This window comes from Labrys sp. Lb11, assembly GCF_057554225.1.
Window position 1 is genome coordinate 342,167 of sequence record NZ_BAAJOT010000003.1, and the last position, 16,207, is coordinate 358,373.

At 68.2% G+C, this 16,207-nt stretch carries 15 protein-coding genes; 11 read left to right on the top strand and 4 right to left on the bottom strand.

The window, feature by feature from the left end:
* Positions 1-22 precede the first annotated feature (22 nt).
* Positions 23-550 carry a YHS domain-containing (seleno)protein gene (locus AC27L4_RS11485; RefSeq protein ID WP_487142255.1) on the top strand — a complete coding sequence of 176 codons (528 nt, stop codon included), beginning with the start codon at positions 23-25 and terminating at the stop codon, positions 548-550.
* On the opposite strand, the gene cysQ is transcribed toward AC27L4_RS11485, so the two are convergent.
* Both cysQ and AC27L4_RS11495 read right to left on the bottom strand, forming a co-directional pair.
* The gene (cysQ, locus tag AC27L4_RS11490; protein WP_487142257.1) at positions 551-1,318 is read right to left on the bottom strand and encodes a 3'(2'),5'-bisphosphate nucleotidase CysQ; all 768 of its coding nucleotides are present in this window, start codon (positions 1,316-1,318) and stop codon (positions 551-553) included.
* Between the two features lie 105 nt (positions 1,319-1,423).
* On the bottom strand, positions 1,424-1,900 hold the full coding sequence (locus AC27L4_RS11495) for a YbaK/EbsC family protein (RefSeq protein ID WP_487142258.1): 477 nt from the start codon (positions 1,898-1,900) through the stop codon (positions 1,424-1,426).
* A 208-nt stretch (positions 1,901-2,108) separates the two neighbouring features.
* On the opposite strand from AC27L4_RS11495, the gene chpT reads away from it, so the two are divergent.
* The 6 genes from chpT to AC27L4_RS11525 all read left to right on the top strand — a co-directional run bounded on the left by chpT (position 2,109) and on the right by AC27L4_RS11525 (position 8,691).
* Complete coding sequence (gene chpT, locus AC27L4_RS11500) at positions 2,109-2,783, top strand: histidine phosphotransferase ChpT (RefSeq protein WP_487142260.1); 675 nt, start codon at positions 2,109-2,111, stop codon at positions 2,781-2,783.
* Between the two features lie 168 nt (positions 2,784-2,951).
* Entirely contained in the window at positions 2,952-5,612 is a 2,661-nt protein-coding gene (locus AC27L4_RS11505; protein ID WP_487142261.1) for a hybrid sensor histidine kinase/response regulator, read from the top strand.
* Positions 5,609-6,106, top strand: coding sequence for a chemotaxis protein CheW (locus AC27L4_RS11510; protein WP_487142262.1), 498 nt, complete (start codon positions 5,609-5,611; stop codon positions 6,104-6,106). The genes AC27L4_RS11505 and AC27L4_RS11510 overlap by 4 nt, the downstream gene beginning before the upstream one ends.
* 16 nt (positions 6,107-6,122) lie before the next feature.
* Complete coding sequence (locus AC27L4_RS11515) at positions 6,123-6,488, top strand: response regulator (RefSeq protein WP_487142264.1); 366 nt, start codon at positions 6,123-6,125, stop codon at positions 6,486-6,488.
* A 71-nt stretch (positions 6,489-6,559) separates the two neighbouring features.
* Positions 6,560-7,819: a chemotaxis-specific protein-glutamate methyltransferase CheB gene (cheB, locus tag AC27L4_RS11520; RefSeq protein WP_487142265.1), complete on the top strand. Its 1,260-nt coding sequence runs from the start codon at positions 6,560-6,562 to the stop codon at positions 7,817-7,819.
* Positions 7,816-8,691 carry a CheR family methyltransferase gene (locus AC27L4_RS11525; RefSeq protein ID WP_487142266.1) on the top strand — a complete coding sequence of 292 codons (876 nt, stop codon included), beginning with the start codon at positions 7,816-7,818 and terminating at the stop codon, positions 8,689-8,691. Before cheB ends, AC27L4_RS11525 begins: the two co-directional genes overlap by 4 nt.
* 240 nt (positions 8,692-8,931) lie before the next feature.
* Here AC27L4_RS11525 and fliJ read toward each other — a convergent pair whose 3' ends face one another.
* Both fliJ and fliI read right to left on the bottom strand, forming a co-directional pair.
* Positions 8,932-9,345, bottom strand: a complete 414-nt coding sequence (fliJ, locus tag AC27L4_RS11530; RefSeq protein ID WP_487142267.1) for a flagellar export protein FliJ — start codon at positions 9,343-9,345, stop codon at positions 8,932-8,934.
* A gap of 39 nt (positions 9,346-9,384) precedes the next feature.
* Positions 9,385-10,704 carry a flagellar protein export ATPase FliI gene (gene fliI / locus AC27L4_RS11535; protein WP_487142924.1) on the bottom strand — a complete coding sequence of 440 codons (1,320 nt, stop codon included), beginning with the start codon at positions 10,702-10,704 and terminating at the stop codon, positions 9,385-9,387.
* Between the two features lie 433 nt (positions 10,705-11,137).
* Here fliI and ctrA point away from each other — a divergent pair, with 433 nt between their 5' ends.
* From ctrA to AC27L4_RS11555, 4 genes are all read left to right on the top strand, one after another.
* Positions 11,138-11,839: a response regulator transcription factor CtrA gene (gene ctrA / locus AC27L4_RS11540; RefSeq protein WP_487142268.1), complete on the top strand. Its 702-nt coding sequence runs from the start codon at positions 11,138-11,140 to the stop codon at positions 11,837-11,839.
* Between the two features lie 539 nt (positions 11,840-12,378).
* Positions 12,379-13,470 (top strand): sugar ABC transporter substrate-binding protein, encoded by a 1,092-nt coding sequence (locus tag AC27L4_RS11545; protein WP_487142269.1) that lies wholly within the window; start codon positions 12,379-12,381, stop codon positions 13,468-13,470.
* A 97-nt stretch (positions 13,471-13,567) separates the two neighbouring features.
* A complete protein-coding gene (locus tag AC27L4_RS11550) occupies positions 13,568-15,127 on the top strand; it encodes a sugar ABC transporter ATP-binding protein (RefSeq protein ID WP_487142271.1) in 1,560 nt (519 codons plus the stop codon).
* Positions 15,124-16,149 carry an ABC transporter permease gene (locus AC27L4_RS11555; protein ID WP_487142272.1) on the top strand — a complete coding sequence of 342 codons (1,026 nt, stop codon included), beginning with the start codon at positions 15,124-15,126 and terminating at the stop codon, positions 16,147-16,149. The genes AC27L4_RS11550 and AC27L4_RS11555 overlap by 4 nt, the downstream gene beginning before the upstream one ends.
* The last annotated feature ends 58 nt before the right edge of the window (positions 16,150-16,207 follow it).

Here is a 16,207-nt window from a genome sequence, read left to right on the forward strand (position 1 = left end):
AAAATCGTACGGAACTATGGCCTTGTCCGACTTTCCCCCTCGCCGCACCATCATGGCTTTGCGGCTCGCGGCCTGCGCCCTGGCGCTGGCATGCCTGGCCGGGCCGGCCGCGGCGGGCACGCTGGCCTATGAGGGCATCACCCTCACCGAGGTCGGGCTCACCGAGCGGATCGTCGCCGATCGGCAGTCCGGCGTGGCGATTGCCGGCTATGATCCCGTCGCCTATTTCGCGGCGGGCCGCCCGGTGGTCGGCTCGGCCGAGTTCCAATTCGTCTGGAGCGGCGTGGCCTGGCGCTTCGCCAATGCCGGCAACCTCGCCGCCTTCCAGGCCGACCCCGCTGTCTATGCCCCGTCCTTCGGCGGCTACGACGCCGATGCCGTCCGCCAGGGCATCGCCGTCGCCGGCGACCCCCGCATCTTCGCGGTCTCCGGCGAACGCCTCTATCTCTTCCGTGATCCGGCCAGCCGGGCTGCCTTTCTGGCCTCGCCGGACCAGGCCGCCGCGGCAGACGCAGCCTGGCCGACTGTCGAAAGCGGACTGATGCGCTGATCAGTTGAGTGGCAGGCGCCCCCACGCGACGAAGGCCCCGTTGCGAAATCCGCCCGGGCCGCGCTGGTAGCGGAAGGGCGAGCCGTCGGGTGCCACCACCGTGCCGCCCGCGGCCGCCAGCACGGCATGGCCGGCGGCCACATCCCACTCCATGGTCGGGCCGAAGCGGGGATAGACGTCGGCCGCTCCTTCCGCCACCCGGCAGAACTTCAGCGAGGAGCCCGCCTCGCGCCGCTCGACGATCGGAAAGGCTGCCAGGAACGCGTCGCTCCCGGCGTCCGGATGGGAGCGGCTGCACAGGGCCGTCAGCCCTCTGGCCGGATAGGGACGGGTGTGCAGCGCGGTCTCCACGCCGTCGGCGCTGCGCCAGGCACGGGTGCCGCCGGCATAGAGCACGCCCGCAGCCGGCGCATAGACGCAGCCGGCCACCGGCCTCCCCTCCTCGATCAGGGCGATGTTCACCGTGAACTCGCCGTTGCGGCTGAGGAATTCCTTGGTGCCGTCGAGCGGATCGACCAGCACGTAGCGCGTGCTCACATCCGGCACCTCGCCCCGGCACACGCTCTCCTCGGCCACCACCGGCACGCCTGGCAGCACCATCGGCAGGCGCTGCAAGATGATCGCTTCGGCCACCTCGTCGGCCTGGGTCACCGGCGAGCGATCGTCCTTGAGCCGCGCCTCGGCGCCGAATTCATACAAGCGCATGATCGCCTCCCCCGCTTCAAGAGCGATCAGGGAAAAGGCCTTGGCCAGGATATCGGGAGTCACGAGGGCGATCCGTTGGAGAAACGGGATGCGGCCCGGCAATCAGGCCGGATCGATCCCTGCAGCCTAAGGTGGCCCGCCGGGCCGGCGGGCGCAAGGCGCCGCGATTCAGCCGCCCTTGCGGACGTCGCAGGCACGACCGCCCGTCAGGGCGACAAGCTGGTCCGGTGTCAGGCGGAACACCGCGTTGGGCGTGCCGGCGGCCGCCCAGATGCTGTCGAAGCCCGACAGGTCGGCGTCGACCAGGACCACCGGCGCCTCGCGATGGCCGAGCGGCGGCACGCCGCCGATGGAAAACCCGGTGCGCTCGCGCACGAAATCCGCATCCGCCCGGCCGATCGCCTCGCCGACGAGCGCCGCCACCTTCCTTTCGTCGACCCGGTTGATGCCGCTGGCCACCACCAGCACGGAACGGCCGGACGCGGAGCGGAAGATCAGCGACTTGGCGATCTGAGCAACCGTGCAGCCGATGGCATTCGCCGCGTCCTCGGCGGTGCGCGTGCTCTCGTCGAATTCGAGCACCTGGAAGGCCGGCCCGAGCAGGGCCTGGATCTTGAGGGCGCTCGCGGCGGTGGCGGGCTTCATCGGGCGGCAGCTCCGGCTGGCGACGGCGGCAGGAGAGGCAAGGGCATGGCCAGGCGCCGGGCCACGCCCTTCACAACCCCCGCCGCAAGGGCTATCAGGTCGCAGACATATAGGTCCGGACGCGGCGATTCTGAACTCCATCGGAGGCCGCAATCGGCGGTTCCAGTCTTCGTGTCAGTCCTTACTTCTTGACCTTCGGGATGCCCTCATGACGGCCGGATTTCACCTCGATGCCCTCGACCTCGCCGCGCTGCTGTGCTCGCGGGTCTGCCATGACGTCATCAATCCGGTCGGCGCCATCGTCAACGGCCTGGAGGTCCTCGAGGACGAAAACGACCCTTCGATGAAGAGCTTCGCGCTCGACCTGATCAAGAAGAGCTCGCGCAACGCCTCGGCCCGCCTGCAATTCGCGCGCATCGCCTTCGGCGCGGCCGGCTCGGCCGGCGCCTCGATCGATCTCGGCGACGCCGAGAACGTCGCCCGCGGCTTCATCCATGACGAGAAGGTCTCGCTGACCTGGGCGGCCCCGCGCCTGCTGATGCCCAAGAACAAGGTGAAGCTGCTGCTGAACCTCCTGGTGGTGGCGACCTCGACCATCCCGCGCGGCGGCATGGTCAACGCCGCCGTCACCGGCGATGCCGACACCGCCCGCTTCGAGATCGTCGCCACCGGCAATCATTCGCGCGTCCCGCACGGCCTCATCGCCCTGCTGGCCGGCGAGCCGGAAGGCGGCACGCTCGACAGCCACGCGATCCAGCCCTACTACGCCGGTCTGGTCTCCCGGGCGGCCGGGATGACCGTCACCGTCGAGGCGATCGAAGGCGGCGTGTCGATCGTCGCGGCCCCGCAGGCCCCGGCGACGGAGGCTCCCGCCGCCGCGTAGGCCCGGGTTCTACCGATCGCCGGCCTGGATCATAGGGAGTGTCGGCGCCCCGGCCGGGGCGCAAGGCGGTGCGGCTTGTCGTCCGGGAGGTGCTAAGACATCTTCAACTCTTTGCCTCGATTCTTGCCGCCGGATCGAGGCGTCCGCGTACGCCGCCGGGGTGGGACGATGGACGATCTTCTGAAGGAATTTCTCACGGAGACCAACGAGAGCCTCGACGTCGTCGACGTCGAGTTGGTGAAGTTCGAGGCCGACCCGAACAACACCCGCGTGCTCGACAATATTTTCCGTCTCGTGCACACCATCAAGGGCACCTGCGGCTTCCTCGGCCTGCCGCGCCTGGAAGCATTGGCCCATGCCGCCGAGACGCTGATGGGCAAGTTCCGCGACGGAACCGCGGTCACCGGCCCGGCGGTCAGCCTGGTCCTGTCCACCATCGACCGGATCAAGCAGATCCTCGCCGACCTCGAGCGCACCCAGGCCGAGCCCGCCGGCGACGACCAGGATCTCATTGCCGAGCTGGAGAAGATGTCGTTGGCGGCGACCCCGGCCCGCAAGGAGCGGGAGGTCACCGTCGGCACGCTCGTGCCCCAGACCCTGGAACGGCCGCTGCGCGTCGGTGAGGTGTCGCTCGACGAGCTGGAGCGGGCCTTCCGGGAGACCGAGGTGGAGCCGCCGCCGGCGCGGCCCAAGCCTGCACCGGAACCCGAGCCGCCCCGCCGGGCCGCCTCGCCCCCGCCGGAGAAGGAACGCGACGACGAGGCCAGGCTCGAGAACAGCGTCGCCACCCAGTCGATCCGCGTCAATGTCGACACGCTCGAGACGCTGATGACCATGGTCTCGGAGCTGGTGCTGACGCGCAATCAGCTGCTCGAGATCGTCCGCCGCCACGAGGACTCGGAGTTCAAGGTCCCGCTGCAGCGCCTGTCCAATGTCACGGCCGAGCTGCAGGAAGGCGTGATGAAGACGCGGATGCAGCCCATCGGCAATGCCTGGCAGAAGCTGCCACGTATCGTCCGCGACCTCGCCAACGAACTCGGCAAGCAGATCGACCTGGACATGCACGGTGCCGAGACCGAACTCGACCGCCAGGTGCTCGATCTCATCAAGGACCCGCTCACCCATATGGTCCGCAACTCGGCGGATCACGGGCTGGAGACGCCGGAGGAGCGCCAGGCGAGCGACAAGCCGCCCAGGGGCACCATCAAGCTCTCCGCCTATCACGAAGGCGGCTACATCATCATCGAGATCGCCGATGACGGCCGCGGCCTGAACACCGACAAGATCCGCCGCAAGTCCGTCGAGCTCGGCCTGGCCTCGGACGCGGACGTCGAGAAGATGACCGATGCCCAGATCCAGAAGTTCATCTTCTCCGCCGGCTTCTCCACGGCCCAGGCCGTCACCAATGTTTCCGGCCGCGGCGTCGGCATGGACGTGGTGCGCACCAACATCGACGCCATCGGCGGCACCATCGACCTGAAGTCGGTGCCGGGCCGGGGCACCACCTTCTCGATCAAGATCCCGCTGACGCTCGCCATCGTCTCGGCGCTGATCGTCGAATGCGCGGCCAACCGCTTCGCCATTCCGCAATTGTCGGTGATCGAGCTGGTCCGGGCCCAGTCGAATTCCGAGCACCGCATCGAGCACATCAACGACACGCCGGTGCTGCGCCTGCGCAACAAGCTGCTGCCGCTGGTGCATCTGAGCAAGCTGCTGCGCATGGACGGGGACGGCGCCATCCGCGCCGACGCCGAGAACGCCTTCATCGTGGTCACCCAGGTCGGCAGCCAGACCTTCGGCATCGTCGTCGACGGCGTCTTCCACACGGAGGAGATCGTCGTGAAGCCGATGAGCAGCAAGCTGCGCAACATCCCGATGTTCTCGGGCAACACCATCCTGGGCGACGGCTCGGTGATCATGATCATCGACCCCAACGGCATCGTCTCGGCGATCGGCTCGGGCGCCAACACCGTGCAGGAGGCCTCGCCCGACGCCGATGCCCGGCGCGTGGAGGAGGAGAAGCAGATCTCGCTCCTGATCTTCCGCGCCGGCAGTCCCGAGCCCAAGGCTGTGCCGCTGTCGCTGATCACCCGCCTGGAGGAGATCGAGGTTTCCAGGATCGAGCTCTCGAACGGGCGCCATCTCACGCAGTATCGCGGCATGCTGATGCCGCTGGTGCCGGTCAATGCCGAGGTGCGCCTCAACACCGAGGGGACCCAGCCCATGCTGGTCTTCTCCGATGCCGGCCGGGCCATGGGCCTTGTCGTCGACGAGATCGTCGATATCGTCGAGGACCACCTCGACATCCAGGTGGAGAGCAGCGTCCCGGGCCTGCTCGGATCGGCGGTGATCCGCGGCCAGGCGACCGAGATCATCGATGTCGGCCACTACCTGCCGATGGCGTTCGAGGACTGGTTTCGCCGCAAGGAGATGAGTTCGGACGCCCTGACCCGCAAGCTCCTGTTCGTCGACGACTCCCCTTTTTTCCGCAACATGCTGACACCGGTCCTCAAGGCGGCCGGCTACCAGGTGGTGGCGGTAAGCGACGCCCATGAGGCCCTGGAGCTCGCCCTCGGCGACCAGGGCTTTCAGGTCGTGGTCTCCGACATCGAGATGCCGGACATGAACGGCTTCGAGCTCGCCGAGGCGCTGCGCGCCGATCCGCGCACGGCGAGGCTTCCGATCATCGCCCTGTCCTCGATCACCACCCCGGCCGCCATCGAGCGCGGCCGCCAGGCCGGCTTCCAGGACTACGTCGCCAAGTTCGACCGCCAGGGCCTGATCGCCGCCCTGAAGGAGACCGCCCTGGAGTACGGAGCCGCCGCATGACGAGCGCCAACGACAACGGCCTGGCCGTCAAGGCCGCAGACAGCCTCGCGCAAGGCACGACCGAATATGTTACCGTGGTGATCGGCGGCCAGCTCTTCGGGCTGCCCATCAACCGGGTGCAGGACGTGTTCATGCTGGACCGCCTGACGCAGGTGCCCCTGTCGCCGCGCGAGATCGCCGGCGTCCTCAACCTGCGCGGGCGCATCGTCACCGCCATCGATATGCGCTGCCGTCTCGGCCTGCCTCCGGTCGAGGGACGGACCGGCGGCATGGCCGTCGGCACGGAATATCGCGGCGAGAGCTACGGCCTCGTCATCGACCAGGTCGGCGAGGTGATGAAGCTCGCCGACACGACCCGCGAAGCCAACCCGGTGAACCTCGATCCCCGTTGGGGCCGCGTCTCGGCGGGCGTCCATCGTCTCGACGGCCAGTTGATGGTCATCCTCGACGTGGACCGCGTGCTTGAACTGCCCAGCGACGTGCTGGCCGCCTGATCGGAAGGAAAGCACCATGAAGCATTGCCTCGTCGTCGACGACTCCAGCGTCATCCGCAAGGTCGCCCGCCGTATCCTCGAGGGCCTCGACTTCAAGATCACCGAAGCCGAGGATGGCCGGAAGGCGCTCGACATCTGCTCGCAGGCCATGCCCGACGCCGTGCTGCTCGACTGGAACATGCCGGTGATGGACGGCTTCGAGTTCCTCAAGGAGCTGCGCCGGCTGCCGGGAGGCAAGGAGCCGAAGGTGGTGTTCTGCACCACGGAGAACGACATCGCCCACATCGCCAAGGCCATGCGGGCCGGCGCCGACGAATACATCATGAAACCGTTCGACAAGGACATCGTGGAAGCCAAGTTCCAGGAAGTCGGGCTGATCTGACGTCGTGCCCGCCGGTTTCGGCCGCCCCGCGGCCCTCGCCGGCCACCATTCCAGTTGCGAGCAAACCACCGATGAGTGTCGCGACCACGCCCCTCGCCGCGTCACGCGCCGAGCCGCCGGTGCGGGTCATGGTCGTCGACGACGCCGTCGTCGTGCGCGGGCTGATCGCACGCTGGCTGACGGAAGCCGGCGGCTTCGAGATCGTCGCCAGCCACCGCACCGGCCGCCAGGCCGTCGACGACATGGACCGCGCCGATCCCGACATCGTCATCCTCGACATCGAGATGCCGGAGATGGACGGGATCGAAGCCCTGCCGCTGATCCTGAGGAAGAAGCGCACCTGCGCCGTGATCATGGCTTCGACCGTGACCCGGCGCAACGCCGAGCTCTCGCTGAAATGCCTGGCTCTCGGCGCGCTCGACTATGTGCCCAAGCCCGCGACGAACCGCGAGATCACCACGTCCGAGGATTTCCGGCGGGAGATCGTAGAGAAGGCCCGCGACATCGGCCGCCGTGCCGCCGCCGCCCGCCGCATCGGCGCAGCCGTCCGGCCCGAGGACCTGCCCGAGCGGATCAGGACGCGCATCCGGCCCGACGCCGAGCGCCCCCCGTTCCGGGTGACGCAGACCGCCTCGCCCGTCGTCGGCGGCTTCCTCGCCAGGGAGCGCGCGGCAAGCCGGGCAGCCGAGCCCGCCCCCGTCCCGGCGGCCGCCGGCGGCATCGTGCTGCGTCCGTTCTCCTCGGCCGTGCCCCGCCTCCTGCTGATCGGCTCCTCGACCGGAGGTCCGCAGGCCCTCAACATCGTCCTGTCCGGCATCGCGCCGCTGATCGACCGCGTGCCGGTGCTGATCACCCAGCACATGCCGGCGACCTTCACCACCATCCTTGCCGAGCATCTCGGGCGCAGTTGCGGCCGGCCCGCGGCCGAGGGGATCGACGGCGAGGCGATCCGGCCCGGCCGCGTCTATGTCGCACCCGGCGGCCGCCACATGCTGGTGAGGCAGGTCGACGGCCATGGCGCCATCGCGCTCGACGACGGGCCGATGATCAATTTCTGCAAGCCCTCCGTCGATCCGCTGTTTTCCTCGGCCGCCCGCATCTTCGGCAGCGCCGTCTGCGCCCTGGTGCTGACCGGCATGGGCTCGGACGGCACCCATGGCGCCGGCGACATCGTCGCGGCCGGCGGCAGCGTCATCGCCCAGGACGAGGCCACCAGCGTGGTTTGGGGCATGCCGGGCGCCGCTGCCCAGGCCGGCCATTGCGCCGCGGTGCTGCCGCTCGCCGACATCGCTCCGAAGCTGTTGCGTATCTTTTCCGGAGACCGGACATGACCCCCGCCGATTTCGACTTCCTCCGGGCTCTGCTGAAGGACCGCTCGGGCCTGGTCCTGTCCGCCGACAAGCAATACCTGATCGAGAGCCGCCTCTCGCCGGTCGTCCGCAAGCACGGCCTCGCCTCGATCAGCGACATCGTCCTGCGGCTGCGCGGCTCGGCTCCCGCCCTGGAGGCGGCGGTGGTGGAGGCGATGACCACCAATGAGAGCTTCTTCTTCCGCGACAAAACCCCCTTCGAGCATTTTCGGGAGGTGATGATGCCGGCGCTGCTGGCCAGCCGCGCCGCTCAGAAGAAGCTGCGCATCTGGTGCGCCGCCGCCTCGACAGGGCAGGAACCCTACACCCTCGCCATGATCCTCGACGCGATGGTCCCCAGGCTCGCCGGCTGGTCGATCGAGATCCTCGGCACCGACATCTCCAACGCCGTGCTGGAGCGGGCCCGCAGCGGCCTCTACACCCAGTTCGAGGTGCAGCGCGGCCTGCCGATCCAGCTCCTGCTCAAGCACTTCGGCCAGAAGGGCGACATGTGGGAGATCGCCCCGAAGCTGCGCGGAATGGTGCATTTCCGGCCGCTGAACCTGCTGCGCGACTTCAGCGGCCTCGGCCGCTTCGACATCGTCTTCTGCCGCAATGTGCTGATCTATTTCGACGCCGAGACCAAGATCGACGTGCTCGGCCGCATCGCCCGCCAGCTCGCTCCGGACGGCTATCTCATCCTTGGCGCGGCCGAGACCGTCGTCGGCCTCACCGACGCCTTCAAGCCCCATCCGGACCGGCGCGGGCTCTACCTCGTCAATACGGCCAAGAGCACGGCCGCGCCGACGGCGGCGTTGCGCCTTGCCGCGGCTGCGGCCCCCGGTTTCCGGTAGCGCCGCCTCCCTCGCCGCCGGCGCGCGCAAAGGGCAACCGGGCTCGCGCCGGCGCATACCGTCTCCTGCGGCCATTCCGCCCGGCTCACGGCCGGCACCCGATGCGATGGGTCGATGACGGAGCGGGCCGCGGCCCCGGATTCGCCTTGTCCATGGCCAGCGCAATCCCGACGCGCCGAAGCCCGCCGCGGCGAAGACCGGGGCGGGCGCGTCACGCCATGGGTGCGGCTGTCTGGCGGCCTATGCCCGGCCGTGGCCCCGCGCCAGGCCGATCCGGTCCATCTCCGACTGCTCGCGCTGGGCCTCCACGGCCCGCTCGCTCGCCTTCTCGCGGTCGTCCAGGATCTCGACCTTCTTCAGCTCCTCGAAGGCCTCGCCCAGGGCGGCCTTGGCCGAGTCGAGCTTACTCTTCAGGTCGTTGGCGGAATCCATCAGGTTGTCCCGGCGCACCATGGCGGCGCGCGCATAGGTTGGATAGGCGAAGTGGGCGGTGTCCGTGATGCCGGCCTTCTGCTCCTCCTGGCGGATCTCGCGGTCGAGTTCAGCGGCCATCCTCTCGAATTCGGCAACCATCGTCTCGATTTGCGTGACCTGCCGGCGCTTCTCGTCGACCTGGAAGCGTTTCAGCCGGATAAGGGTCTCGCGCGACTTCATCGATCTTCACTCCGTTCGGCCGGCGCACGGATCCGGGCGCTAGCGCGCCGCGGCTCCGACGATCTCGGCCAGACGAAGATAACCATCGCGCATGGACGTGAATTCTTCCTTACCCTGTCTTAGAAAAGCCTCGAATTCCGGGTTGAGCCGAATGGCTTCGTCCACCTCGGCGCTCGAGCCGCTGCGGTAGGCGCCGAGGCGGATCAGTTCCTCCATGTCGGCATAGGTGGCCATGATCTGCCGGGCCTTGCGGACCGTGCCGAGGAAGTCGGGGTCGGTGGCCCGCGGCATGGTGCGCGACACCGTCTTCAGGACGTTGATGGCGGGGTAGCGGCCGCGTTCGGCGATCGCCCGCTCCATGACGATATGGCCGTCGAGGATGCCGCGCACCGCATCCGCCACCGGCTCGTTGTGGTCGTCGCCGTCGACCAGCACGGTGAAGACGCCGGAGATCGTCCCCTCCCCCATGCCGGGCCCGGCCCGCTCCAGGAGGCGCGGCAGCTCGGAGAAGACGGTCGGCGTGTAGCCCTTGGCAGTCGGCGGCTCGCCGGCCGAGAGTCCGATCTCGCGCTGGGCCATGGCGAAGCGCGTGATGCTGTCGATCATGCACAAGACGTCGCGGCCGAGGTCGCGGAAATGCTCGGCCAGCGCCAGGGTGAGATAGGCGGCGTTGCGGCGCATCAGTGCCGGCTCGTCCGAGGTCGCCACCACCACGACCGAGCGCGACAGCCCCTCCTCGCCGAGATCGTCCTGCAGGAACTCCTGGACCTCGCGGCCGCGTTCGCCGACCAGGCCGATCACCGAGACGCCGGAGGCGACGTTGCGCGCCAGCATCGACAGCAGCACCGACTTGCCGACGCCCGAGCCGGCGAAGATGCCCATGCGCTGGCCCCGGCAGCAGGTCGCGAAGGCGTTGAGAGCCCGCACCCCGAGGTCGAGCGGCGCCCCGACCCGGCGGCGGGCATGGGCCGGCGGCGGCAGGGCCCGGAACGGGTAGAGCGTCCGGCCGGACGGCAGCGGCCCCTTGCCGTCGATCGGCTCGCCCAGCGCGTTGACGACGCGCCCCAGCCAGGCCTCGCACGGGCGCACGCCGGCCGAGGCGACACCCACCACCGCCTTGCAGCCACGCCGCACCCCGTCCAGCGCCCCGAAGGCGAGGGCTAGGGCCCGGTCCCCCTCGAAGCCGACGATCTCGCACGGCACCAGCCGGTCATGGGCGATCTCGATCGTCACGCGACCGCCGACGATCATGGCATGGACCGGGCCGGCGATCTCGACCATCAGGCCGCGCACCGCCGCGACGCGGCCATAGACGACCGCCTCCGGCATGCCGGCGATCTCCTCGATCAGAGCCTCCAGGCCCATGTCGCCCTCACGTGCCAGGCGCGCCCCGGCACCGCGGAAGCGGCATCCGGACGAGCGCCACGAATCATTTCGCAACCGACTCGATGGTAACCTTTAATTTACCCGCCTCCTTAATGATCACCTGGGGTGATCAACGGACTGGAAACCTCTTTCGTCAAGGAATTGGCAAAGGGTCGAGTCGGTTGAATCACTTAACGACAGATCTTGGTATGGAAGATGAGGACGGCAGCCTGACGAATTCCTCTTTGTGGCAAAGCTTTATGATGATTTGCGCACATTCTGCGCAGATGGGCTTGCTTGGAAGAATCAGAATTTGTTAACCATTAGGGCGTAGTGTTGTCGTAATCATCGTCGAGGCGGATTCACCGTGCCGCTCGCGATTGCGGGCGGGCTGGCGACCCCTCAAGGGGCGCGGTGGGGGATAGAGATGCGCGTATTGCTGATCGAGGACGACAGCGCCACGGCTCAGAGCATCGAGCTGATGCTCAAGTCGGAGAGTTTCAATGTCTACACGACCGACCTCGGCGAGGAGGGCGTGGATCTCGGCAAGCTCTACGACTACGACATCATCCTCCTCGACCTGAACCTGCCGGACATGTCGGGCTACGAGGTGCTGCGCTCGCTGCGCGTCGCCAAGGTCAAGACGCCGATCCTGATCCTCTCCGGCCTTGCCGGCATCGAGGACAAGGTCAAGGGCCTCGGCTTCGGCGCCGACGACTACCTGACCAAGCCCTTCCACAAGGACGAGCTGGTCGCCCGCATCCACGCCATCGTCCGCCGCTCGAAGGGCCATGCCCAGTCGGTGATCGCCACCGGCGACCTGATCGTCAACCTCGACACCAAGACCGTGGAAGTCTCCGGGGCCCGCGTGCATCTGACCGGCAAGGAATATCAGATGCTGGAGCTGCTCTCGCTGCGCAAGGGCACGACCCTCACCAAGGAAATGTTCCTCAACCACCTCTATGGCGGCATGGACGAGCCGGAACTGAAGATCATCGACGTCTTCATCTGCAAGCTGCGCAAGAAGCTGGCCAATGCCACGGCCGGCAAGAACTACATCGAGACCGTCTGGGGCCGCGGCTACGTGCTGCGCGAGCCGAGCGACGACGACGTCCGCATGGCCGTGTAGCGCTCGCCGTCCGACAGAAGACCCAGAGCATGGCCGGGGAAACCCGGCCATCGTCGTTTCAGGGGTGGCGTTGCGCCGAGCGACAGGCAGGTCCGACCCCGTCCGAAAAAGGGCGTGGAAGAGCCTTCTCCCTGCAAGTCGGATGTTTCCGACTTGCTCTCTTGCATGCCGATCTCGGGAACACCCGAGATTGGTGAGGCGGGGAAGGTAGCCCGACGAAGTCGGGTCGGATGGGGTGCGGCAAGCAGGGCTCCGGCTTCGCCGGCATGGCACGACGGTGGCAGGCGGGGCCAAAGCCGGAGCCTTGCGGACCGCGCCCCGTCCGCCAATCCTACGGATTGGCACCTTCCCCGCTTCGCGGAGAAGGCTTTATGCACCCATTCCCGCCCTCGCCCCCTTCCTGCTCGCACCATCGATCGCGCTCCCCCGGCCGCGCTTGACACGCCCTCCGAAATGTAGAAAAACTAGATAGTCAAACTACAAACATGCCGGTTGGGTCGGCTTTGAGCGCGCAAAGCGCTCGAAACGGAGGAAACACCATGTCTGCGGATCTTTTCCGATCGTCCCGTCGCGCCTTCCTCAAGGGCGCCGCGGCTGCGGGCGTCGCCCTGGCAGGCGGGGCGCACGGCGCCTTCGCCGGGGGCAAGAAGCCCTTCGTTCCCTACAGCAACAAGAGCCTCGACTATTATTTCTTCGTCACCCAGGAAGAAGCCGTCAAGCGCGCCGTCGAGGCCCAGGGCTGGGAGTTCCAGGCGGTCAACGCCAACTTCGACAACACCCGCCAGCTCGAGCAGTGGCAGAACCTTTTGCTGAAGGGCCCGGCTGCCATCATTTCCGACCCGATCGACAGCCAGGCCATCGCCAGCGCCATCAAGCGCTACAACGCCAAGAAGATCCCGGTCGGCATCATCGACACGCCGGCGCTCGACGGCCAGGTCGCCATCACCGTCGACTTCGACAACTACCAGGGTGGCGCCATGGCCGCCGAGCAGATCGTCAAGCTCCTCACCGCCCGGCACGGCTCGCCCAAGGGCACGGTGCTCAATTGCTACGGCGCCCTGCAGAGCGTCGCCTGGCGCCTGCGCAAGGAGGGCTTCGAGGCCACCATGCAGAAGTACCCGGAGGTCAAGCTCTACAGCCGGCCGACCGAGGGCAAGATCGACAAGATGCAGGCCGTCACCCTCGCCACCCTGGCCGAGGTGCCGACCCTGGACGCCGTGCACGCGCCCAGCGACACGCCCTCGCGCGGCATCGTCACCGCCCTGCAGCAGAAGAACCGCTGGAAGAAGGTCGGCGAGGAAGGCCACGTCATCTTCGTCAACATCGACGGCGAGCCGATCGCGCATCAGTGGATCAGGGACGGCTATATGGACGCATCGGTCGCGCAGGATCCGATCGCCTATGCCGAGATCACCGTCGAGATGCTGGAAAAGTACGCGATGAAGGAGCAGCCGGTACCGATCGGCCCCTACGAGAACAAGAAATACTACTGGGAGCGCGCCACGATCACCGACTCGATCACCGGTCCCTCGCTGATCATCGCCCCCTTCGTCATCGACAAGTCCAATGTCGACGACAAGCGCATGTGGGGCAACATCGCCTACAACGAGTGGGGCCTGCGCTACAAGTAGGCGCGCCCCGTGCCGCAGCCCCTCTTCCGGCCGGGAGGGGGCCTTCGGCGCCTCCCCGCACGCCTGCCTCCCGAGGCCGCAATCCCATGGACATGCCATGACGAACGCCGCGCGCCAGCCGGTCCCTGCCTCCGAAGGGACGATCCTGCGGGCCGAGAACCTGGTGAAGACCTATGGCAGCGTGCAGGCGCTCAAGGGCGTCTCGCTCTCGGTGCGGCGCGGCACGATCCACGGCCTGCTCGGCGAGAACGGCGCCGGCAAGTCGACGCTCGTCGGCCTGATCTCCGGCATGAAAACCCCGACCAGCGGCGAGATCTGGCTCGGCGACCAGCCGGTCGCCGGCCAGGACGTCAAGAGCATGGAACGCTCCGGCGTGTTCCTGGTCACCCAGGAGCCGATGATCGTCGAGCAGCTCAGCGTCGAGGAGAACCTGATGCTCGGCCGCTGGCCGGTCCGGCGCGGCTTCGTCGACCGCAGCCGCCTGCGCCGGGACGCCACGCGCATGCTGGCGGATACCGGCATCGCCCCGGAGGCGCCTGCCGGCTCGCTCGGCGCGGTGGAAAAGCGCAAGCTCAACATCCTGCGCGCCCTGTTCAGCGGCGGCGAGGTGATCATCCTCGACGAGCCGACCACCTCGCTCACCGTCGCCGACCGCAACCACCTGTTCGACTTCATGCGCGAGCTCAAGGCCCGCGGCGTCACCTTCATCTTCATCTCGCACTACAACGAGGAGATCCTGGAGATCTGCGACGCGGTCTCGGTGCTGCGGGACGGCTCGCTCGCCGGCGAGAGCCACGACATCGCCGCCCTCGACTCCGACCGTCTCTCGGAACTGGTGCTCGGCCGCGACCTCGCCCTGTTCCATCGCCGGCGCCGGGCGCCGGAGAGCCTTTCCGCTGATGGCGGCCTCAGCTTCCGGGGCGTGCGCGCGCCCGGCGTCGCGGTCGAGGCCTTCGCCATCGCCCCCGGCGAGATCGTCGGCTTCGCCGGCCTGCCCGGCTCCGGCGCCAAGGACTTCGCCCGCTGCATGTTCGGCCTCGTGCCGGTCGAAGCGGGCCGCTTCACTGCCGGCGCCGCAGGCCCGGCGCCGCTGCCGCGCGACCCGCGCGAAGCCTTCCGGGCCGGCATCGCCTATCTCTCCGACGACCGGCGCCGCGACGGCCTGGTCGGCATCCGCTCGATCCGCGACAACCTGGTGATGTCGAGCCTCGACGCCCTCTCTTCCTTCGGCTGGATCGACGTCCGCCGCGAGGAGGAGACTGCGCGCACCTTCTTCAGGCAGATGGGTGTCAAGGCGCCGGGCCTCGACACGCCGGGCGACGCCCTCAGCGGCGGCAACCAGCAGAAGGTCTGCCTCGGCCGCGTCATCGCCACCGGTCCCAGGCTGCTGATCCTCGACGAGCCGACCCGCGGCATCGATGTCGGCGTCAAGGAGGACGTCCACCGCCAGATCGACACGCTGACGGCGGCGGGCATGAGCATGATCATCATCACCACCGACCTCGACGAGATGGTGCGGGTGGTGGACCGCGTCTGCGTCTTCTCGGGGGGCTCGATCGTCGAGACCCTCACCGGCACCGACATCACCAAGGAACGCCTGCGCGCCGCGGCCTTCGACCGGGGCGGCGCCAACAGCAAAGGGACCAGCCAGCCATGAGCGACGGAGCCTCCTTCGACGTCGGCACCCGGGCCGGCGGCATCGCTCCCACGGCCGCCCGGCCGGCAGGCGGCGGCCGCTCCGCCGTGCTGCAATGGCTGCTCCAGAACGTCGTCTGGTTCTGGCTGCTCGGCCTGATCGTGATCTTCGGGGTGTTCAACCCCTACTTCTTCACGGTCAACAACATGCAGAACATCATGGTCCAGGCGACCGTGCTGGGCCTGCTCGCCCTCGCCATCTCGCTGCCGCTGCTCGTGGCCGAGATCGACCTGTCGATCGCCTCGAACATGGGCTTCTCCTCGGTGCTGGGGGCGCTGGCGATCGGCCACGGCATGCCCTGGTGGGCGGGCATCCCGCTCGGCATCGTCGCCGGGGCCGGCGTCGGCCTGTTCAACGGCCTGTGCGTCACGCGCCTGCGCATGGTGTCGCTGATCGAGACCCTGGCGATGATGATCATCCTGCAGGGCGCCCTGCTCGCCATCACCGAGGGCAACACCGTCGCCAACATGCCGGACGCCTACACCTGGATCGGTCAGGCCACCCTCGCCACCTGGCCGATCATGCCGCTGGTGTTCGTGGCGTGTCTCGCCGCGATGGCGATCATGCTGCGCCGCACCGTGCTCGGCCGCAGCATCTATGCGGTCGGCGGCAACGCCGCCGCCTCGGCCGCCGCCGGCATCCGCGTCGAGCGCATCAAGATCCTCGCCTTCACCCTGTCGGGCCTGCTCGCCGGCATCGCCGGCTACATGCTGGCCGCCTGGCAGATGGCGATCACCTCCAACCAGGGCGAGGGCTTCCTGCTCTATGCCATCGCCGCGCCGATCATCGGCGGGGTCAGCGTCTTCGGCGGCCGCGGCTCGGTCGTCGGCATCCTCGGCGGCGTGCTGCTGCTCACCACCATCCAGGCGGGCCTGGCCGTGGTCAGCTTCCCCTCCTTCTATGTCGGCATGATCGGCGGCCTGATGATCTTCGTCGCCGTGGCCATCGACGCCGTCCGGGTGCGCATGTCGGCCGGTCGCTGACCGGCCGGCCGCCACGGGCACGTCTGTAGTTAAACTAGATAGAATATGCTTGCCGGAT